The sequence below is a fragment of the Burkholderia sp. USMB20 genome, assembly GCF_000949135.2.
Lineage (GTDB): Bacteria > Pseudomonadota > Gammaproteobacteria > Burkholderiales > Burkholderiaceae > Burkholderia.
This window is the reverse complement of record NZ_JTAN02000010.1, coordinates 208,383-228,858: the sequence shown is the minus strand read 5'-3', so window position 1 is coordinate 228,858 and position 20,476 is coordinate 208,383. Positions and strand designations below refer to the sequence as shown.

Annotated in this window: 22 protein-coding genes; 14 read left to right on the top strand and 8 right to left on the bottom strand. The window is 67.0% G+C overall.

Annotated elements, in window-relative coordinates:
* Nucleotides 1-6: 6 nt before the first annotated feature.
* On the top strand, nt 7-1,449 hold the full coding sequence (locus PL79_RS12215) for a coniferyl aldehyde dehydrogenase (RefSeq protein WP_044847857.1): 1,443 nt from the start codon (nt 7-9) through the stop codon (nt 1,447-1,449).
* Nucleotides 1,450-1,494: 45 nt separating this feature from the next.
* Here the strand turns inward: PL79_RS12215 and PL79_RS12210 are convergent, their stop codons facing one another.
* Together PL79_RS12210 and PL79_RS12205 are read right to left on the bottom strand one after the other, a co-directional pair.
* Entirely contained in the window at nt 1,495-2,526 is a 1,032-nt protein-coding gene (locus PL79_RS12210) for a serine/threonine protein kinase (RefSeq protein ID WP_044847856.1), read from the bottom strand.
* Nucleotides 2,527-2,575: 49 nt separating this feature from the next.
* On the bottom strand, nt 2,576-2,788 hold the full coding sequence (locus PL79_RS12205) for a hypothetical protein (RefSeq protein WP_011886311.1): 213 nt from the start codon (nt 2,786-2,788) through the stop codon (nt 2,576-2,578).
* A gap of 832 nt (nt 2,789-3,620) precedes the next feature.
* On the opposite strand from PL79_RS12205, the gene PL79_RS12195 reads away from it, so the two are divergent.
* Both PL79_RS12195 and PL79_RS12190 read left to right on the top strand, forming a co-directional pair.
* Complete coding sequence (locus tag PL79_RS12195) at nt 3,621-4,502, top strand: DMT family transporter (RefSeq protein WP_044847860.1); 882 nt, start codon at nt 3,621-3,623, stop codon at nt 4,500-4,502.
* Nucleotides 4,503-4,809: 307 nt separating this feature from the next.
* Nucleotides 4,810-4,995, top strand: a complete 186-nt coding sequence (locus PL79_RS12190) for a hypothetical protein (RefSeq protein WP_014895742.1) — start codon at nt 4,810-4,812, stop codon at nt 4,993-4,995.
* Between the two features lie 119 nt (nt 4,996-5,114).
* Here the strand turns inward: PL79_RS12190 and mgrA are convergent, their stop codons facing one another.
* Entirely contained in the window at nt 5,115-6,158 is a 1,044-nt protein-coding gene (gene mgrA, locus PL79_RS12185; RefSeq protein ID WP_044847855.1) for an L-glyceraldehyde 3-phosphate reductase, read from the bottom strand.
* 184 nt (nt 6,159-6,342) lie between these two features.
* On the opposite strand from mgrA, the gene PL79_RS12180 reads away from it, so the two are divergent.
* On the top strand, nt 6,343-6,549 hold the full coding sequence (locus PL79_RS12180; protein WP_044847854.1) for a DUF3185 family protein: 207 nt from the start codon (nt 6,343-6,345) through the stop codon (nt 6,547-6,549).
* Nucleotides 6,550-6,707: 158 nt separating this feature from the next.
* On the opposite strand, the gene PL79_RS12175 is transcribed toward PL79_RS12180, so the two are convergent.
* Complete coding sequence (locus PL79_RS12175) at nt 6,708-7,481, bottom strand: phytanoyl-CoA dioxygenase family protein (RefSeq protein ID WP_044847853.1); 774 nt, start codon at nt 7,479-7,481, stop codon at nt 6,708-6,710.
* Nucleotides 7,482-7,834: 353 nt separating this feature from the next.
* Between PL79_RS12175 and PL79_RS12170 the strand changes: the two genes are divergently transcribed.
* Nucleotides 7,835-8,176 (top strand): hypothetical protein, encoded by a 342-nt coding sequence (locus tag PL79_RS12170; RefSeq protein WP_044847852.1) that lies wholly within the window; start codon nt 7,835-7,837, stop codon nt 8,174-8,176.
* Between the two features lie 119 nt (nt 8,177-8,295).
* Here PL79_RS12170 and metK read toward each other — a convergent pair whose 3' ends face one another.
* The gene (gene metK, locus PL79_RS12165) at nt 8,296-9,483 is read right to left on the bottom strand and encodes a methionine adenosyltransferase (RefSeq protein WP_044847851.1); all 1,188 of its coding nucleotides are present in this window, start codon (nt 9,481-9,483) and stop codon (nt 8,296-8,298) included.
* A 264-nt stretch (nt 9,484-9,747) separates the two neighbouring features.
* On the opposite strand from metK, the gene lpxL reads away from it, so the two are divergent.
* Nucleotides 9,748-10,632, top strand: coding sequence for a lauroyl acyltransferase LpxL (lpxL, locus tag PL79_RS12160; protein ID WP_044847850.1), 885 nt, complete (start codon nt 9,748-9,750; stop codon nt 10,630-10,632).
* A 20-nt stretch (nt 10,633-10,652) separates the two neighbouring features.
* On the opposite strand, the gene PL79_RS12155 is transcribed toward lpxL, so the two are convergent.
* Complete coding sequence (locus PL79_RS12155) at nt 10,653-10,955, bottom strand: HigA family addiction module antitoxin (RefSeq protein WP_044847849.1); 303 nt, start codon at nt 10,953-10,955, stop codon at nt 10,653-10,655.
* Nucleotides 10,956-10,969: 14 nt separating this feature from the next.
* Entirely contained in the window at nt 10,970-11,248 is a 279-nt protein-coding gene (locus PL79_RS12150) for a type II toxin-antitoxin system RelE/ParE family toxin (protein WP_044847848.1), read from the bottom strand.
* 419 nt (nt 11,249-11,667) lie between these two features.
* On the opposite strand from PL79_RS12150, the gene dapF reads away from it, so the two are divergent.
* The 8 genes from dapF to hslU all read left to right on the top strand — a co-directional run bounded on the left by dapF (nt 11,668) and on the right by hslU (nt 19,831).
* Nucleotides 11,668-12,537, top strand: coding sequence for a diaminopimelate epimerase (gene dapF, locus PL79_RS12145; RefSeq protein ID WP_044847847.1), 870 nt, complete (start codon nt 11,668-11,670; stop codon nt 12,535-12,537).
* 39 nt (nt 12,538-12,576) lie between these two features.
* On the top strand, nt 12,577-13,302 hold the full coding sequence (locus PL79_RS12140; protein WP_044847846.1) for a DUF484 family protein: 726 nt from the start codon (nt 12,577-12,579) through the stop codon (nt 13,300-13,302).
* 13 nt (nt 13,303-13,315) lie between these two features.
* Nucleotides 13,316-14,236, top strand: a complete 921-nt coding sequence (gene xerC / locus PL79_RS12135) for a tyrosine recombinase XerC (RefSeq protein ID WP_044847845.1) — start codon at nt 13,316-13,318, stop codon at nt 14,234-14,236.
* Nucleotides 14,237-14,312: 76 nt separating this feature from the next.
* Nucleotides 14,313-15,527 (top strand): class I SAM-dependent rRNA methyltransferase, encoded by a 1,215-nt coding sequence (locus PL79_RS12130; RefSeq protein WP_044847844.1) that lies wholly within the window; start codon nt 14,313-14,315, stop codon nt 15,525-15,527.
* 198 nt (nt 15,528-15,725) lie between these two features.
* Nucleotides 15,726-16,793, top strand: a complete 1,068-nt coding sequence (locus PL79_RS12125) for a CobW family GTP-binding protein (protein ID WP_044847843.1) — start codon at nt 15,726-15,728, stop codon at nt 16,791-16,793.
* A 492-nt stretch (nt 16,794-17,285) separates the two neighbouring features.
* On the top strand, nt 17,286-17,702 hold the full coding sequence (dksA, locus tag PL79_RS12115; protein WP_006477498.1) for an RNA polymerase-binding protein DksA: 417 nt from the start codon (nt 17,286-17,288) through the stop codon (nt 17,700-17,702).
* A 238-nt stretch (nt 17,703-17,940) separates the two neighbouring features.
* Nucleotides 17,941-18,477 carry an ATP-dependent protease subunit HslV gene (gene hslV, locus PL79_RS12110; protein WP_006760749.1) on the top strand — a complete coding sequence of 179 codons (537 nt, stop codon included), beginning with the start codon at nt 17,941-17,943 and terminating at the stop codon, nt 18,475-18,477.
* Nucleotides 18,478-18,487: 10 nt separating this feature from the next.
* A complete protein-coding gene (gene hslU, locus PL79_RS12105) occupies nt 18,488-19,831 on the top strand; it encodes an ATP-dependent protease ATPase subunit HslU (RefSeq protein WP_044847842.1) in 1,344 nt (447 codons plus the stop codon).
* Between the two features lie 86 nt (nt 19,832-19,917).
* Here hslU and PL79_RS12100 read toward each other — a convergent pair whose 3' ends face one another.
* On the bottom strand, nt 19,918-20,460 hold the full coding sequence (locus PL79_RS12100; RefSeq protein WP_044847841.1) for a response regulator transcription factor: 543 nt from the start codon (nt 20,458-20,460) through the stop codon (nt 19,918-19,920).
* Nucleotides 20,461-20,476 lie beyond the last annotated feature (16 nt).

The following is a 20,476-nucleotide window of genomic DNA, read 5'->3' as shown; positions in this document are numbered from 1 at the left end:
GACGACATGAAGAACGACCTGCCCGAACTGGCCCCGCAAACGGCGCCGTCGGTCGATGCGCTGACGTCGCTGCTGCGCGACCAGCGCGCGGCCTACCTGCGCGCGCCGTATCCGGAGTGGGACACCCGCGCGCAGCACCTGCGCGCGCTGCGCACGATGCTGCTCGATCACGCGGATGCGCTCGCCGATGCGATCAGCGCCGACTTCGGGCATCGCGCGAAGCAGGAAGTGCTGCTGTCGGAAATCTGGATGGCGAAGGAAGAGATCGACGATGCGCTCAAGCACGGCAAGCGCTGGATGAAGCCCATCCGCAAGCCGATGAACAAGTGGCTGCGGCCGGCGCGCGCGAAGGTGCTGCCGCAGCCACTCGGCGTGGTCGGCATCGTCGTGCCGTGGAACTATCCGCTCCTGCTCGCGGCCGGGCCGCTGATCTGCGCGCTCGCGGCCGGCAACCGCGCGATCATCAAGATGTCCGAACTGACGCCGCGCACGTCGGCGCTGTTCGAGCAACTGATTGCGAAGACCTTCTCGCGCGACCACGTCGCGGTCGTGAACGGCGATGCGGAGATCGGCGCCGCATTCAGCGCGCTGCCGTTCGATCACCTGCTGTTCACCGGGTCGACGCACGTCGGCCGCCATGTGATGCGCGCCGCGGCCGACAACCTCACACCCGTCACGCTCGAACTCGGCGGCAAGTCGCCGGCGATCGTCGGTCCGAATGCGCGCTTCGATGCGGCCGTCGACGCGATCATCGGCGGCAAGACGCTGAACGCGGGCCAGACCTGCATCGCGCCCGACTACGTGCTGCTGCCGCGCGGGATGGAAGCCGCGTTCATCGAGCGGGCACGGGCGCGCTTCGCGAAGCTGTATCCGGACCTGTCGACCAACGGCGACTACACGACGATCGTGTCGCCGCGCCATTACGCCCGGCTGCAGCAACTGGCGACCGACGCGCAGGCGGCAGGCGCGCAATTGCATCCGCTGTCGGACGCGCAGTCCGATCCCGCGTCACGCCGCTTCGTGCCGTGCGCGGTCACGCACGTGCCGGCCGCGTCGCAACTGATGCAGGAGGAAATCTTCGGGCCGTTGCTGCCGCTCGTGCCGTACGAGCGGCTCGACGAGGCGATCGCGTACGTGAACGCGCGGCCGCGGCCGCTCGCGCTGTACCTGTTCGACGAGGATGGCGGCACGGTCGAGCGCGTGATGCGCGAAACGATCTCGGGCGGCGTGACGGTGAACGACGCACTGCTGCACATTGCGTGCGGCAGCCTGCCGTTCGGCGGCGTCGGCGCGAGCGGGATGGGCGCGTATCACGGCTACGACGGCTTCGTGACGTTCTCGAAGATGAAGCCCGTGCTCACGCAGGCGCGACTGAATACCCGTGGGCTGATCGCACCGCCTTACGGCAAGCGCTTCGCCGCGGTCATCAGGATGATGCTGAAGTTCTGAGCGATGCGGGCCGCGCGGCGACGCTGCCGCGCGCGCCGTCGCACGTCACACGGGCCAGAGCGGCCCTTCCTGCATCGCGCCGATCTGCTCGCGCAGCTCGAGCACGCGTGCCTCCCAGTAGCGATGCGTGTTGAACCACGGGAACGCGGCCGGAAACGCCGGATCGTCCCAGCGGCGCGCCAGCCAGGCCGCGTAGTGGATCAAGCGCAGCGTGCGCAGCGCTTCGACCAGATGCAGCTCGCGCGGCTCGAATTCGCAGAAGTCCTCATAACCGGCGAGCAGGTCCGCGAGCGCGCGCGACGCGCCTTCGCGATCGCCCGGCAGCAGCAGCCACAGATCCTGGATGGCGGGCGCCATCCGGCTATCGTCGAAGTCGACGAAATGCGGGCCTGCGTCGGTCCACAACACGTTGCTCGGATGGCAGTCGCCGTGCGTGCGCAACAGGCGAATCTCGCCCGCACGCTCGAACGCGGCCTCGACGCCTTCGAGCGCGAGGTTCACCGCCGTCTCGTAGGCGGGCCGGACATCGTCGGGAAGAAAATCGTGCGCGAGCAGGTAGTCGCGCGGCTCGTAGCCGAACGTGCGGATGTCGAGCACCGGACGCGCGACATACGGCTCGGTCGCGCCGACCGCGTGAATCCGGCCGATGAAGCGGCCGAGCCATTCGAGCGTGTCGCTGCGGTCGAGATCGGGCGCGCGGCCGCCGCGCCGCTCGAAGATCGAGAAGCGGAAGCCGTCGAACGCGTGCAGCGTGCGGCCGTCGAACACGCGCGCGGGCACCGCCGGAATCTCGCGCGCGGCGAGTTCGGCGACGAACGCGTGTTCTTCCAGGATCGCGTCGTCCGACCAGCGCGCGGGCCGGTAGAACTTCGCGACGACCGGCGGGCCGTCTTCGATGCCGACCTGGTAGACGCGGTTCTCGTAGCTGTTGAGCGCGAGCAGGCGCCCGTCGGTGCGCAGCCCGGACGGCATCAGCACGCTGTCGAGCGCGTCGAGCACGCACTCGGGCGTGAGGCCGGCGAACGGCGGGCCGGCAGGAGCTGCGGGGGCGGAAGTGTCGTCTTTCATGCCCCGCATTGTGCCGTCAGCCGCGCCGAAACACGAGCGCCCGGTGCGGCACGCGCGCTCAGTGGATCGCGGCGCCGGCCGGCAGCACGGATTCGCCGGTGTCGATCAGGTCCTCGAGAAAGAACGGCTCGGTGTTGAGTTCCTTCGACTCGCCCGGCACGCCCGCGTACCAGGTCACCATGGCCATGTCGCCCAGAACGCGCTGAACGATGCCGCGCGCGCCCTTCGGCACTGCGATATGGGTAGTGCAGACAATCGACCCGACATGCATGATGGTTCCCCACTCTTGAAACTTGAAACCCGGCTCGCTGGCGAGCCGGCAAATGCACGATCCGCGCCGCCCTCGTCGGGGTGTTGCGCGTGATCCCATTGTTCACGGTTTATCGAAGCGCGAAAAGAAGAAGAAGCAGGCGTAGTGCCGCGAATTCGTCGAATGTCTCCAATCAACCACTGCGCCGCGCGTGCGCTTGCACGGGCGGATACCCCCATCATACCCTGTCGAATGTGACCGTCCGCCGAATCCGGCCATACGCGCGGCGCACACGCGAATCGCACGACACGCGTATCGTCTGCCCTTTGCCCGGTCGCGAGGAAACTTCGCGTGAGCGCAGCGAACGGAACCACGCCCGCGGCCTCGCGCCTCAATGCCGCGTCTCCTTTCCTCGAACAAGACTCACGCGGCTACCGACGCGCGGCGTGCGGCGTGATGTCGTAGTGTCATCGTGTCGTGGCGCCATAGCGCATGGCGATGCCGGTGCGCCGCCGGTTGCGCTGCACGACCGCCTTGCGTTACCTTTGACGTTCATTCGCGTTCAAGCGCATTTCGACACGATGCATCCGCTCACGTCCGCTCTCGCAAAATCCCGGCCGCAGTTCGACTCGCGGCCGCAGGCGTGCGCGCATCCGTCGGTCCTCCCTCCTCCTGTCGCACCGCCGCTCGTCGGCGCCGCGCCGCCCCCGCCGGCGGCACACGTCGGCTGACCAGCCGGCTTTCGGTTTCCGTTTTCCATTTGCCCGTTTGGGCCGTTCGTGCGTGATCGCGCACGACGCGTTCCCGCACGCGCGACATGGAACGTTTCGATCCGTTCGACAGGTGGATTCACATGGTTTCGTTCAAACGCGCGCTCGCCGCGCATGGCGTGACGTCGCTCTTCGTCCTGCTGTGGAGCAGCGGCGCGATCTTCGCGGAACTCGGTCTGCATCACGCATCCGCGTTCGTCTTTCTCACCGCGCGATTCGCGCTCGCGTCACTCGTGCTGCTCGCGCTGGCCGTCATGCGCGGACGCTGGCTGCCGCCACGCGGCGAGCGCCGCATGGCCGCGCTGACCGGCCTGCTGATGATGGGCGGCTATTCGATCTTCTACCTGCTCGCGCTCGACCGCGGGATCGCGCCGGGCGTGCTCGCGACGATCCTCGGCGTGCAGCCGATCCTCACGCTCGCGATCGTCGAGCGGCGCTGGCAACCGATGCGTATCGCCGGGCTCGGGCTGTCGCTGGCCGGTCTCGCGCTCGTCGTGTGCCGCGGCGTGGGCGGTGCCGGCCTGCCGGTCATCGGCGTCGCCTGCGCGCTCACGGCGCTCGTCGCGCTGACCGCCGGCTCGCTGCTGCAAAAGCGCGTGCGCGCGGCGCCTGCCGACGTGCTGCCGCTGCAGAACGCGATCGGCCTCGTGCTGTGCATGGCGATCCTGCCGTTCCGGCCGATCTCGCTCGAGATCGGCTGGGCGTTCGTCGTGCCGCTGCTGTGGCTCGGGATCGTGATCTCGGTGATCGCGCAGTTGCTGTTCTACCGGTTGATGCAGCGCGGCGATCTCGTCAACGTGACGAGCCTGTTCTATCTCGTGCCCGTCGTCACCACGCTGATGGACGCGCTCTGGCTCGGCAACCGGCCCGAACCGCTCGCGCTCGCCGGCATGGGGGCGATCGTCGGGGGCCTCGCGCTCGTGTTCCGCACGCCCGCCGTTCGCGCGCAACCCGATCGCGCGTAAGCGGCCAAGCTGCCGCGCCCGCGGGTGCGGCAGCCCGTAGCGAACACGTACGACGTTTCCGCGCCAATCGAAAGGAACGGGAAAGACTGGCGCAAGGCATTCGTCCAATTCGCGGGAAAAATGCGGAATCCCCCGGGTTTTCCGCATACTTTTAATGGTTCGGATAGCGAAAAACGCGGCGAGCTTGCCTATACTCGAACTGTCCGACCCGCTCGCAATCGCGAATCGGTCGGCCCAACAAGAGAAATGCCCGGCATGGGGCTGGAAGACGCGCATGCGCCTGTTCCGGCCGACTACGGAGACACGCATGACGACCTATTTCACGATCGGCGACTTCATCCTGTTGATTCCGATGGCGCTGGCCGGAGCGCTATTTCTCGGCGCGGTGCCGTGCGCAACCGAATTCCGCCACAACCTGCTGCGCGTGCTCGGCGTCATCCTCGGCGTCGGCGTTGCGGTATTGCTCGTCGAGGGCCTGCCTGCACTCCTCTAGCGACGCGTCGGCGCGCGGCGGTCACGTCGCTGCATTGCAGCGACGCGACGGCGTGTGTGCGTGCGCGTCGATACGGCATGCAATGCGTCGCATCCCGTATCGACGGTCGTTGCTGCCGGTCAGATCGCCTGATCGGTGGACGGCTTTTCCCACAGATTGATGCCGCCCTCGATCGCGTGGCGATCGATCTCCGCGAGTTCGTCGGCCGAGAATTCGAGATTCTTCAGCGCGCCGACGTTTTCACGCACCTGCTCCGCACGGCTTGCGCCGATCAGTGCGGACGTCACGCGGCCATTGCGCAGCACCCACGCGAGCGCCATTTGCGCGAGGCTCTGCCCGCGCCGCTCGGCGATGCCGTTGAGCTTGCGCACGTGCTCGAGGTTCTCCGCGCTCAGGTGATCCTGCTTCAGCGAGCCGCCGCCCGGTTTGTTCACGCGTGCGTCGTCCGGCACGCCGTTCAGGTATTTCGACGTCAGCAGCCCCTGCGCGAGCGGCGTGAACGCGATGCTGCCCGTGCCGATCTCGTCGAGCGTGCGGAGCAGGTCCGGCTCGATCCAGCGGTTCAGCATGTTGTACGACGGCTGGTGGATCAGCAGCGGCACCTTGTATTGCGCGAGCAGTTCGGCCATCTCGCGCGTCTTCGCGGCCGAGTACGACGAGATGCCGATATACAGCGCCTTGCCCTGCTGCACGGCCGATGCGAGCGCGCCGGCGGTTTCCTCGAGCGGCGTGTGCGCGTCGAAGCGGTGCGAATAGAAGATGTCGACGTAGTCGAGGCCCATGCGCTGCAGGCTCTGGTCAAGGCTCGCGAGCACGTACTTGCGCGACCCGCCGCCGCTGCCGTACGGCCCCGGCCACATGTCCCAGCCGGCCTTCGTCGAGATCAGCAGCTCGTCGCGGTACGGCCGGAAATCTTCCTTCAGCAGCCGGCCGAAGTTGGTTTCGGCGCTGCCGTACGGCGGCCCGTAGTTGTTCGCGAGGTCGAAGTGATTGATGCCGAGGTCGAACGCGGTGCGCAGGATCTCGCGCTGCGTCGCGATCGGCGTCGAGTCGCCGAAGTTGTGCCACAGGCCGAGCGACAGGGCGGGCAGTTTGAGCCCGGATTTGCCGCAGGTGCGGTATTGCATGTCGGCATAACGTTCGGAAGCTGCTTCGTAGGCCATGAGTCGGTTCCGTCAGGACGTCGGGGAAGGGACGCGCGCCGCGCGCGAACATCACGCGCCGGCGGCGAAGGAAACATACGACGGCTATGGTAGCGAACGTGGCCGATGCGCGCACGGCAATGGACGCGGCTGCGCGCGTCGCCTACACTGCGGCGTCTCGAATCACCGTTACAGCGAGGTTGGTATGTCCCGGGTCATCTCGGTTGCGCTGCTCGTCGGCGGCGTCGTGCTGCTGTATTTCGGCGGCCAGTCGTTCCATTCGATCAACGACAACGTGTCGCGCTTCTTCACCGGCTCGCCCGCCACGAAAACGATCCTGCTGATCGCCGGCGGCGCCGTCGCGATGCTGATCGGCCTGATCGGCCTCGCGATGCCGGCCAACAAGCGCTGATCACGCAGCCGCGCGACGCACGACGACGTGCCCGCCTCGCGCGATGCGGGCCGCACAAAACGCAACGGGCGGCCAGGCCGCCCGTTTCTTCATCCGCTCATGCGGCCGCCGCGCCGCATCGAACCATCGACGCGGCTGCAGCGCCGCCCGAACCGCTGCTAGAACTGCACTTCCGGCTTCGCCGCCGAACGCGTGCCCGGCACCGGCCGGTTGCTCACGCCGTGATACGTGTAGACGAGCGAGAACTTCACCTGGTCGGAGCGGTTCTGCCCCGCCGAATGCAGCGTGTTGCAGTGGAAAAACACGACGTCGCCCGTCTGGAGCGGCGGGCAGGTTGCCGCGTCGATCATCTTGCGGTTTTCCGGCAGGTCGCTGCGGAAGAACTTCGCGTCGTCGAACGCTTCCGGCCCGAATTCGGCCGTGTGCGAGCCCGGCACCAGCCAGAGCGCCCCGTTTTCATTCGTTTCCGGGCCGAGCGCGAGCCACACCGACACCATGTCCGCACGTTCGAACGACCAGTAGCGGAAGTCGCGATGCCAGCCCGTCAGGCTGCCGTACGCCGGATGCTTCGTCATCATGCAGTTGTGATGCGCGCGCGACAGCACCGGCTGCTCGCCGAAGTACTCGCGCATCCACGCGCCGATTTCCGGCGCGATCGCGCGCTCGGCGAACGCCGGATCGCGCGTGTAGGCGTCCAGCAGCCGCCGCACCGTATGCCCGCCCGGCGCATGCTTCGACTCGGGCGCGCCCGGGTAGCGCAAATCCGCCTCGAACTCGATCGGCTCCGCCGCTTCCTGCAACTGGCGCGCCGCGATCTGCTTGAGCGTCGCGCACTGCGCTTCGCCGACGAGGCCGCGCGCGACGACGAAGCCGCGTTCGCGCAATTCCGCGACTTGCGCGCGGATCGATTCCGACTGCAATGAAGACGACATGGGATGCCAGACGTTTATTGTGTGAATGTGACGATTGTAAATCGGCGCCGGATGCCGCGAACAGCGCCATTGTCGTACGCAGGGGCATGCCAATCGCCGATTTGATCTGGCTCAAGGGAACTGTGCGGCGCCGCGCGAGCCTCAGCGACAGGCGGTATGCGACGACACGCTTGCGGCACAAGGGTTTATCGCGACTTTTGCACGTCATGAAACCCCGGTAGCCTGTCGCGGCCTGTCAATTCTGGCGGGCGCGGCGCGCAACGACTTTCGGTAAGATCCGTTGCGCCATCCGAGGCCGTTCATACCAGTGCGCTCTTCAAGGGCGCCATCCATACAAGCGAAGCATCGTTCACATGCCATTCCGTCTGACTTCCCGTCTCAGCCGCGCTGCGAAGCGCGTCGTGCCGTCCGCTCCCGCCCGCCCGCTGCGCCATCACCGCGCGCGCACGCAGGCGCTCGCCGAGCACACGCACGCGCACAGCCGGCTGGACGGCATCCGCGCGTGGTTCCACGCGTTCTTCTCGATGATGAGCGCACAGGCGTTCGCCCGCCGCGCCGGCCTGCGCTCGCTGCTGCAGAAGCCGTCGTCGCTGCGCGCGCTCGCGCTGCGCCGCACGCTGGGCCCGCAGCGCCGCGTCAATCGCCCGCGCCGCCTCGCGGCGAGCAACGGCTGGTTCGGGTTCGGCGCACGCTGAAGCCGAGCCGGCGGCACGCTGCCCGCCACGATCGTCGCGCGCGCCGTCATTCCGCCGGCGTGCGACGCGCATAAAAAAACCCCGGCATGCCGGGGTTTTTCGTTTCAGGCGGACGACGCTTATGCGACGCGTGCCGTCGGCTCCACGCCAGCCGCTTCGGCCAGCGCGAGTGCCTTGTCGGTTGCTTCCCACGAGAATTCCGGCTCGTCGCGGCCGAAGTGGCCGTAAGCGGCCGTCTTCTCGTAGATCGGGCGCAGCAGGTCGAGCATCTTGATGATGCCCTTCGGACGCAGGTCGAAATGCTCGCGCACGAGCTTCGTGATCACCGCATCCGACACGCGGCCCGTGCCGAACGTGTTGACCATCACCGAGGTCGGCTCGGCAACGCCGATCGCGTACGACACCTGGATCAGCGCGCGCGACGCGAGGCCTGCCGCGACGATGTTCTTCGCGACGTAACGGCCGGCATACGCTGCCGAACGGTCGACCTTCGACGGATCCTTGCCCGAGAACGCGCCGCCGCCGTGCGGTGCGGCACCGCCGTAGGTATCGACGATGATCTTGCGACCCGTCAGGCCGCAGTCGCCCTGCGGGCCACCGATCACGAACCGGCCGGTCGGGTTCACCAGGAACTTGATGTCGCCCTTGATCAGGTCGGCCGGCAGCGTCGGCTTGATGATTTCCTCGATCACGGCTTCGCGCAGCGCCGGCAGCTCGATGTCCGGTGCGTGCTGCGTCGACAGCACGACGGTGTCGATCGAATCGGGCTTGCCGTCGACGTAGCGGACCGTGACCTGCGACTTCGCGTCCGGGCGCAGCCACTGCAGGCGGCCGTCGCGGCGCAGGCTGGCCTGGCGCTCGACGAGACGGTGCGACAGGTAGATCGGCAGCGGCATCAGTTCCGGCGTTTCGTCGCATGCGTAACCGAACATCAGGCCCTGGTCGCCCGCGCCTTGATCGAGGTTGTCGTCATGCGCGCGGTCGACGCCTTGCGCGATGTCCGGCGACTGCTTGTCGTACGCGACGAGCACCGCGCAGCCCTTGTAGTCGATGCCGTAGTCGGTGTTGTCGTAGCCGATGCGCTTGATGGTGTCGCGCGCGATCTGGATGTAGTCGATGTTGGCCGTCGTGGTGATTTCACCGGCCAGCACGACGAGACCCGTGTTGCACAGCGTTTCGGCCGCAACGCGGGAGTATTTGTCCTGCTCGAGGATGGCGTCGAGAATCGCGTCCGAGATTTGGTCCGCGACCTTGTCCGGATGGCCTTCGGAGACGGATTCGGACGTGAAGAGATAATCGTTTGCCACTTTTTCAGGCTCCTGTGTGGTTACGGTGGGTTTCACGTAGCCAGCTTCGTTGGCCTGAAGCGGCGACGCTTTAGCGGATTACCAGGACCGGGCAGCGCGCTTCGCGCCAGCCGGCTTCGCCCCGCAAGTTGTCAGTTAACTCGGCGAAGCCCGTATTATAGCGGCTTTCGTGAATTGTCACAGAGCGCCACACGTGCTGCATCGTCCGCTGTCCTACCCCCCTGTTCGCAACGCGCCGGCCAGCCGGCCCCACGGAGATTCCGCATGCTAGGCCGCCTCGGCACGCACCTCGCCATCGGCTTGCTGAAGCTGCTCGCCCTGCTGCCGTACGGTCTGACCGCACGGTTCGGCGACGGCCTCGGCTGGCTGCTGTACCAGATTCCCAGCCGGCGAAAGCGCATCGTACATACCAATCTGAAACTCTGCTTCCCCGACTGGAGCGACGAACGGCGCGAGGAAGTGGCGGGCCGGCATTTCCGCCACGCGATCCGCAGCTACGTCGAGCGCAGCGTCCAGTGGTTCGGCTCCGAGCGCAAGCTCGCGAAACTGATCCAGGTCGACAGCGCGGTCGATCTCACGGACCCCGATCTGCCCCCGACGCTGTTCCTGGGCCTGCATTTCGTCGGCATCGAAGCCGGCTCGATCTGGCTGAACCGTTCGCTGCAGCGCCGTTGCGGATCGCTGTACCAGCCGTTCTCGAATGCGATACTCGAGGAAGAAGCGAAGAAGGCGCGCGGGCGTTTCGACGCCGAGATGGTCGGCCGCGCGGACAGCGCGCGCGTCGTGCTGCGCTGGCTGCGCGACCGCAAGCCGGTGATGCTCGGCGCCGACATGGACTACGGGCTGCGCAATTCGACGTTCGTACCCTTCTTCGGCGTACCCGCGTGCACGCTGACGGCCGTCGGCCGGCTCGCGAAGACGGGCCGCGCGCAGGTCGTGCCGTTCATCGGCGAAGTGCTGCCGAACTACCAGGGTTACCGGCTGAAGGTGTTCAAGCCGTGGGATCACTACCCGACCGGCGACGACGATCTCGACGCGCGGCGGATGAACGAATTCCTCGAAGAGCAGATTCCGCTGATGCCCGAGCAGTATTACTGGGTGCACAAGCGCTTCAAGACGCGCCCGCCCGGCGAGCCGAGCCTCTATTGAGTCGAACCGCGGGCGCGTCGTCAGATACGCGCCTGCACCCTCGCCACTTTCGGCGCGCCTTTCGCGCGCGCCTGCCAGAGATCGTAGGCCGACTGCTGCGCCAGCCACAGATCCGCCTTCCCGCCGTTTTCCTCGCCTAGCCACGCTTCGAGACGCAGCGCCATTTCAGGCGAGATGCCGGCATGGCCGTGCAGGATGCGCGACAGCGCCGCGCGCGTGACGCCGAGCTGCGCGGCGGCTTCGGTGACGGTCAGGCCGAGCGCCGGCAAGACGTCGTCGCGCAGCGCCTCGCCCGGATGGGGCGGATTGAAGATGCGAGTCATGGCGTTGAATGACCTCAGTGATAGTCTTGATAGTTGACCAGGACGACATCCGGGCCCTCGAATCTGAACGTCAGGCGCCAGTTGACGCTCACGCTCACCGAGCAGTAACCCTCCAGCCCGCCGGCGAGGCCATGCAGGCGCCAGCCGGGTACGTTCATGTCAAACGGCTGGCTCGCCATGTCGAGACGGGCAAGCTGGCGCCGCAACCTCGGGGCATGATCCGGCCGGATGCCAGCCTTGCTCCCGTTCGTGAAAAACGCTTCCAGCCCCTTGTGCTGCCATGACTTGATCATGGGCCTCCCACACTCGAGTGCGATTCGACGGCATGGCCCACATGGCGTATAGCCAGACTATACGAATCGCCTGATTGATTTGTCAATTTGACCGGTACGAAAACAGGCACGCGGCAAAATCCCGTGCACTGGCAACGCCGGGCAGCATGCCGCCGGATTCACCTGTCCCGACAACGCTCGCCACACCGCGCCACCTCAATCTGCCGACTCGGTGCCCACGCGACCAGTCAGCCGATCGGCCTGCATCGCCGCGCTCCGCCGCCCGAACGACGCCCGGCGCCCCGCCCGCGCAGGACGCCCCTGTCGGCTGCATGTATCATTTGCGGTTGAGATCAGCACGACGAACGACGCCGCCCGGCATGACGGCGCGCCGCGTCCGTCGTGCCGGCCGCCCTGTTCGCCATGGAATTCCGGACCCAGTGAAACTCTCGTTCACCAAGATGCACGGCGCGGGCAACGACTTCGTCGTGCTCGACAGCTATTCGCGCGCGCTGCCGCCGCTCACCGAGGCGCAGGTGCGCGCGCTCGCCAACCGACATTTCGGCATCGGCGCCGACCAGTTGCTGCTCGTCGAGAAACCGACCGTCGACGGCGCGGATTTCAAGTACCGGATCTTCAATTGCGACGGCGGCGAAGTCGAACACTGCGGCAACGGCGCGCGCTGCTTCGTGAAGTTCGTCAGCGACCGCGGCCTGACCGACAAGCGCAGCGTGCGCGTGCAGGTGATGAAGGGCCTGATCACGTTGACGATGCAGGACAACGGCGAAGTCGTCGTCGACATGGGCGCGCCCGTGTTTGCGCCGGCGGAGGTGCCGTTCGACGCCGCGGGGCTCGACGGCCGGACGGAAGGCAACGACACGCTGTGGCCGCTCGACGTCGGCGGCCACACGCGCTGGATCTCGACGGTGTCGATGGGCAACCCGCACGCGGTGCAGGTCGTCGACGACGCCGAAGCGTATCCGGTGCTCGACGAAGGCCCGCTGATCGAGCGCCACGCCCGCTTCCCGCAGCGCGTGAACGCCGGCTTCATGCAGATCGTGTCGCGCAGCGAGGTGAAGCTGCGCGTGTACGAACGCGGCGCGGGCGAGACGCTCGCGTGCGGCACCGGCGCGTGCGCGGCGGTGGCGGCCGGCATCCGGCGCGGCCTGCTCGATTCGCCGGTGACCGTGCACACGCATGGCGGCACGCTGACGATCGGCTGGGGCGGCGCGCGCGACGAAGCCGCCGCGCTGATGATGTCCGGGCCCGCCACCACCGTGTTCGAAGGCGAGATCGACCTGAACGTCTGACCCTTCAACGTCCCGATAACCGAAGAACGCTCCAGCCACATGAACGATCGCGAAGTCGCCGACTACCTGCTCGCCAATCCCGAATTCTTCGCGCAACATGCGGAATTGCTCGCGACGATCCGTCTCGCGAACCCGCACGGCAAGGCCGCGATCTCGCTGCAGGAGCGGCAGATGGAGATGCTGCGCGACAAGAACAAGCATCTCGAGCGCCGGCTCGCCGAGCTCGTGCGCTACGGCCACGAGAACGACAGCCTGTCCGCGAAGTTCAGCCGCTGGACCGCGCGCGTGATCGCGGAACGCGACCCGTACGCGCTGCCGCGCACGATCGCCGACGGCATCGCCGACGTGTTCGACGTGCCGCAGACCGCGCTGCGCGTTTGGGACGTCGCCGAGACCTATGCGCAGGCCGATTTCGCGCGCCAGGTCGGCGAGGAAGTGCGCCTCTTCACGAACGGGCTGTCGACGCCGTACTGCGGCGCGAACACCGGATTCGAAGCGGCCCAGTGGCTCGCGCCCGCGCTCGCGGCGCCGGCCGCGAATGCGGCGGAAGGCGCCGAAGCCGCGCCGGCCGGCGACGGCGCGGCCACGTCGGTCGCGCTGCTCGCGCTGCGTGCGCCGCTCGGCGGCACCGATGCGCCCGCGTTCGGCCTGCTCGTGCTCGGCTCGCCCGATCCGCGCCGCTTCCACGACGGGATGGCGACCGACTTCCTCGCGCAGATCGCGACGCTCGCGAGCGCCGCGCTCACGCGCCTGCTGCCGCATTGAGATCGCTCCCGCGATGACCGACGATCCGATCGCCGCCTACCTGTCGAACCTGAAACACGTCAGGCAGCTGTCGGAACACACGCTGCGTGCGTACACGCACGAACTCGACGAATTGAAGAAACTCGCCGCCGGCCGCCCGCTCGACGCGCTGACGGCCGCCGACATGCGCGGCGCGGTCGTGCGCGCGCACGCGGGCGGCTTGTCCGCTCGCTCGATCTCGCACCGGCTTTCCGCATGGCGTGCGTTCTATCGCTGGCTCGCGCAGCGCATCGAGATGCCCGCGAATCCCGTTGCCGGGGTGCGCGCGCCCAAACGCGAGAAATCGCTGCCCAAGGCGCTGTCGGTCGACGATGCGGTCGCACTCATGGATACGCCGCTCGCCGGCACGACCGAAGGCATCCGCGATCACGCGATCCTCGAGCTGTTCTATTCGTCCGGGCTGCGCCTCGCGGAGCTGGTCGGGCTCGACGTCATGTACACGCAGGCCGACGGCTACCGCTCGGCCGGCTGGCTCGATCTCGCCGAAGCCGAAGTCACCGTGCGCGGCAAGGGCAACAAGGAGCGCAAGGTGCCGGTCGGCCGCAAGGCGATCGAGGCGCTGAACGCGTGGCTCGCCGTGCGCGGCGAATTCGTGAAGCACGATCCGCATCCGCTGTTCGTGTCCGTGCGCGGCAACCGGATGGCGCCGGGCGTCGTGCGCGACCGCGTGAAGCGCGCGGCGCTGGCCGCGGGCATCCCCGCCAACGTTCACCCGCACGTGCTGCGCCATTCGTTCGCGACGCACGTGCTGCAGTCGAGCGGCGACCTGCGCGCGGTGCAGGAGTTGCTGGGCCACGCGAGCGTCGCCGCCACGCAGGTCTACACGTCGCTCGACTTCCAGCATCTCGCGAAAATTTACGACAGCGCGCATCCGCGCGCGAAGAAGCGCGACTGACGCGCGTCCCGCCCTACCCGCCGCGCGCGGCGGCCGGCAACGGCCGGCGCCGTCCGCGGCCCCAATCGATCCGATCATGCAAACCGTCACACTCAGACCGTCCAAGGAAAAATCGCTGCTGCGCCGGCATCCGTGGATCTACGCCAATGCGATCGACCGCGTCGACGGCACGCCCGCCCCCGGCGCGACCGTGGTCGTGCGCGCGCACGACGGCCGCTTCCTCGCGCGCGGCGCGTACAGCCCGCAGTCGCAGATCCGCGTGCGCGTGTGGAGCTTCGACGAGAATGAGCCGATCGATCACGCCTTCTTCAAGCGCCGCGTGCAGCGCGCGGTCGCGCACCGCACGACGATGGTGTCGGGCACGGGCGCGGTGCGGCTCGTGTTCGGCGAAGCCGACGGGCTGCCGGGGCTGATCGTCGACTACTACGTCGCGGACACGGCCGAGCCGGGCGCCGCCCCGCGCGGCCAGCTCGTGTGCCAGTTCATGGCCGCGGGCGTCGAGGCATGGAAGGATGCGATCGTCGCGGCGCTCAGCGGCGCGACCGGCTGCCCGAACGTGTACGAACGCTCGGACGTGTCGATCCGCGACAAGGAAGGGCTCGCGCAGACGACCGGCGTGCTCGCCGGCGACGCGCCGCCCGCGACGCTGATCGCGAACGAAAACGGCGTGCGTTATCACGTCGACGTGCCGAACGGCCACAAGACCGGCTTCTACGTCGACCAGCGCGACAACCGCGCGCTCGTCGCGCAATACGCGGACGGCCGCGACGTACTGAACTGCTTCTGCTACACGGGCGGCTTCTCGCTCGCGGCGCTCAAGGGCGGCGCGAAACGCGTCGTGTCGATCGATTCGTCGGGCGACGCGCTCGCGCTCGCGCAGCAGAACGTCGTCGCGAACGGTTTCGATCCCGACCGCGCGACCTGGCTCGACGCGGACGCGTTCAAGACGCTGCGCCGCCTCGTCGACGAAGGCGAGCGCTTCGACCTGATCGTGCTCGATCCGCCGAAGTTCGCGCCGACGCGCGACAGCGTCGATCGCGCGTCGCGCGCCTACAAGGACATCAACCTGAGCGGCTTCAAGCTGCTGCGTCCGGGCGGCCTGCTGTTCACGTACTCGTGCTCGGGCGCGATCGACATGGACCTGTTCCAGAAGATCGTCGCGGGCGCGGCCGCCGACGCGAAGGTCGACGCGCGCATCCTGAAGCGGCTCGGCGCGGGCGTCGATCACCCGCTCCTCGCCGCGTTCCCGGAAGGCGAATATCTGAAGGGGCTGCTGTTGCAAATCGTCTGATCGCCCCGATCTAGACGCACACCCGTTCGCCGGCCGTTCGTGCGCTGGCGGAACCGCGCTCTCGCCTGTCGTCCGGACGACGGGCGAGGGCTTGACAGGTATGTTTCAATGGATGGTTGTGCGCCCCGGCTCGCGAGTCGACGGCGCGACGCACACATCCTGGTTTTGACCCCGATTCACGAACCACAGGCGACCGACATGGCCACTCCCGTCACCATCCTTACCGGCTTCCTCGGCAGCGGCAAGACGACGCTGCTCAAGCGCATCCTGAACGAACAGCACGGCATGAAGATCGCCGTGATCGAGAACGAGTTCGGCGAAGAGAACATCGACAACGAGATCCTCGTCCAGGACACGAACGAGCAGATCATCCAGATGAGCAACGGCTGCATCTGCTGCACGATCCGCGGCGACCTCGCCCGCGCGCTCGGCGATCTGGCCGCGAAGAAGCGCGAAGGCAAGCTCGACTTCGACCGCATCGTGATCGAGACGACCGGCCTCGCGAACCCGGGCCCCGTCGCACAGACCTTCTTCATCGACAGCGAGATCGCCGACGATTTCCTGCTCGACGCGGTCATCACGCTGGTCGACGCGAAGCATGCGAACGCGCAGCTCGACGAACACGAAGTGGTGCAGCGCCAGGTCGGCTTCGCCGATCGCCTGTTCATCACGAAGTCGGACCTCGTCGACGACCAGGCCGTCGCGGCGCTCAAGCACCGCCTGATGCACATGAACCCGAAGGCGACGATCAAGGTCGTGAATTTTGGCGAAGCCGACATCAAGGAAATCTTCGACCTGCGCGGCTTCAACCTGAACGCGAAGCTCGAGATCGACCCGGACTTCCTCGCCGAGGACGACCACGCGCACCATCATCACGATCACGACCATGATCACGCGGATTGCGACCACGATCACGGTCAATGCGCGCACGATCACGCCCACGGCCATCACCATCACGCGCACCACGACGACAAGATCAAGTCGTTCGTGTACCGCAACGATCGCCCGTTCGACCCGAACAAGCTGGAGGATTTCCTCGGCGGCATCCTGCAGATCTATGGGGAACGGATGTTGCGCTACAAGGGCGTGCTGTACATGAAGGGCGTCGACCGCAAGGTCGTGTTCCAGGGCGTGCACCAGATGATGGGCAGCGACCTCGCCGCGAAGTGGCTGCCGGTCGAGAAGAAGACCAACAAGATGGTGTTCATCGGCGTCGACCTGCCGCAGGACCTGATCACCGACGGCCTCGACGCCTGCCTCGCCTGAGCGGTCGGGCCGGCGTCGCAGGCCTTCCGTGCGGCCGCCTTCGCGGGCGGCCGCGGCGCTTGCGGGGTGCCGTTTCCGGGCAGGGTTTCGCCGTCATCGCTTTTTCGCGATTTGCGCGTTATATTTTCTAGATATTGGCGCAGCCGACGGGGATCGACCCGATACGGCGCCCGCTTGCGATTCAGTTACAATACGTGCCCGCTGGAGTACGGCAATAACAGGCCCGGTTCTTGCAGAACCAATACCCGGGCATCGCAACCGCGCCGGATCGCCCATCCGCCACCCGGCCGCGGCCGATGCGATCTGCCGCGCAGTACCGGTTCGCCGCGCGCGCAAATCCGCGCCAGGCCTGTCCTGGTATTTGAGAACCGGTTTTCCAGAGGCTTTCGGCCCCGCGGCGGCAAATCGCAAATGATTGCAAGCGGCAGTTGCGGGTAATCCCAAAGTGCAGGCACTATCTCCTGATTTGCCGCACATTGAAGAAGCAAGCAGATGACGAAGAAACTCTTGACCGAAGCCGAAATCCTGAAGATGAGCGACAAGGATTACATGAATGAGGATCAGCTCGCCTTCTTCAAAAATCGGCTCGAACAGTTGCAGGCGGACATCCTCAAGAACGCAGGCCAGACGACCGAGAACCTGCGCGAGACGGTGATCGTCCCCGATCCCGCCGACCGCGCGACGATCGAGGAAGAGCACGCGCTCGAGCTGCGCACGCGCGATCGCGAGCGCAAGCTCCTCAAGAAGGTTCAGCAGTCGCTCGCCCGCATCGATTCCGGCGACTACGGCTGGTGCGAGGAAACCGGCGAACCGATCGGCATCCCGCGCCTGCTCGCGCGTCCGACGGCCACGCTGTCGCTCGAGGCGCAAGAGCGCCGCGAGCTGCGCCAGAAGCTGTTCGGCGACTGATCGAGCGGCGTTCCGCTCCGACACGCTGCTTCCCGAAAGCGCGCGGCCTGCCGCGCGCTTTTTGTTTTTCCGGCACCGGTTCCCGGGCCGCCGGCCGATTTGCGTCCCCCTCTTGATATCCCGGCGCCCGCCCTAAAATGAAACGGACGCGCGCCGGGCCGCTCCCCGGCGCACTGCGGATTCACGCGGCGGCGCGTCGCGCCGCCCGACTCTTCCCCGTTTTTCTCAAGGAACGCAGATGGAGCAATTTCACGGCACGACCATCGTTTCGGTCCGGCGCGGCGACAAGGTCGCGCTCGGCGGCGACGGCCAGGTAACCCTCGGCAACATCGTCATGAAGGGTGGCGCGCGGAAAGTGCGGCGGATCTACAACAACCAGGTACTGGTCGGATTCGCGGGCGGCACCGCCGATGCGTTCTCGCTGCTCGATCGCTTCGAGGCGAAGCTCGAGAAGCACCAGGGCAACCTGACCCGCGCGGCCGTCGAGCTCGCGAAGGACTGGCGCACCGACCGGATGCTGCGCCGCCTCGAGGCGATGCTGATCACGGCCGACGCGACCACCACGCTCGTGATCACCGGCAACGGCGACGTGCTCGACCCGGAAGGCGGCATCTGCGCGATCGGTTCGGGCGGCGCCTATGCGCAGGCCGCGGCCCGCGCGCTCGCGGAGAACACCGAGCTGTCGCCGCGCGAGATCGTCGAGAAGTCGCTCGAGATCGCCGGCGACATGTGCATCTACACGAACCACAACCGCATCATCGAAACGATCGAGTAAGGACCGCCCCATGAGCACCATGACCCCTGCCGAGATCGTCTCGGAACTCGACAAGCACATCATCGGCCAGGCCAAGGCGAAGAAGGCCGTCGCGGTCGCGCTGCGCAACCGCTGGCGCCGCCAGCAGGTCGCCGACCCGCTGCGCCAGGAAATCACGCCGAAGAACATCCTGATGATCGGGCCGACGGGCGTCGGCAAGACCGAAATCGCACGACGCCTCGCGAAGCTCGCCGACGCGCCGTTCATCAAGATCGAAGCGACCAAGTTCACCGAAGTCGGCTACGTCGGCCGCGACGTCGACAGCATCGTGCGCGACCTGATCGAGATCTCGGTCAAGCAGACGCGCGAATCCGAGATGCGCAAGGTGCGCAGCAAGGCCACCGACCAGGCGGAAGACCGCATCCTCGACATCCTGCTGCCGCAACCGCGCGCGGTGGGCTTCGGCGGCAATGCCGACCACGCGAACGACGACAACAACGCGACGCGCCAGACCTTCCGCAAGCGCCTGCGCGAAGGCCAGCTCGACGACAAGGAAGTCGAGCTCGACCTCGAGCAGCCGTCGGCCGGCATGGACATCATGGCGCCGCCGGGGATGGAAGAGATGACCGAGCAGATCCGCTCGATGTTCTCGAACCTCGGCAGCGGCAAGAAGCAGCGCCGCAAGGTGAAGATCAAGGAAGCGCTGAAGCTGCTGACCGACGAGGAAGCGGCGAAGATGCTCAACGACGAGGAAGTGAAGACGAAGGCCGTGCAGAACGTCGAGCAGAACGGCATCGTGTTCCTCGACGAGATCGACAAGATCACGTCGCGCAACAACGAAGGCAGCGGCGGCGAAGTGTCGCGTCAGGGCGTGCAGCGCGACCTGCTGCCGCTCGTCGAGGGCACGACGGTCAACACGAAGTACGGGATGGTGAAGACCGATCACATCCTGTTCATCGCGAGCGGCGCATTCCACCTCGCGAAGCCGAGCGACCTGATTCCCGAACTGCAGGGCCGCTTCCCGATCCGCGTCGAGCTCGACTCGCTGTCGGTGAAGGATTTCGAGGCAATCCTCGTCGCGACCGATGCCAGCCTCGTCAAACAGTACCAGGCGCTGCTCGCCACTGAAGACGTGCAGCTCGAGTTCGCCGAAGACGGCATCCGCCGCCTGGCCGAGATCGCGTACGCGGTCAACGAGAAGACCGAGAACATCGGTGCGCGCCGGCTCTACACGGTGATCGAGAAGCTGCTCGAGGAAGTGTCGTTCTCGGCCGGCAACCACGCCGGCGAGCGCGTGACGATCGACGCGCAGTATGTCGACCGTGCGCTCGGCGAAGTGTCGCAGGACGAAGACCTGTCGCGCTACGTGCTGTAACGCGCGCGGCGGCGAATGCGAAACGGGCGGCTCCTTCGGGGCCGCCCGTTTTCGTTGGGGGCGGCCGGCCGCTGCCGCCGCGCCGCTTACTGCCGCACCGGCTTCTTCGCGAGCTTGCGCTGCAGCGTGCGACGGTGCATGTTCAGCGCGCGCGCGGTTGCCGAAATGTTGTTGTTGTTCTCCGCGAGCACGCGCTGGATGTGCTCCCATTCGAGCCGGTCGACCGACAGCACGACCGGATTCTCGAGCGCCTCGTCGGCCTGCACCTCGCTCGCGTTGGTCTGCAGCGCGGCCAGGATCGACTCGATGTTCGCCGGCTTCGCGAGATAGTTGTCGGCGCCTTCCTTCACGGCCTGCACGGCGGTCGCGATGCTCGCGTAGCCGGTCAGCACGAGGATCCGCGCGTCGGGCTGCAGGTCGCACAGCGGCGCGATCAGGCTCAGCCCCGAATCGTCGCCGAGATGCAGGTCGACGGTGATGAACTGGAACTTGCCGCCGGCCGCGAGCCGCAGCGCCGCCTCCTTGTCGTGCGCCTGCTGGACCGCGTAGCCGCGGCGCTCGAGGCCGCGCGCGAGCGTGCCCGCGAACACCTCGTTGTCGTCGATCACCAGGAAATTGTTCTCGCTCATGTGGTTTCTCCGTCTA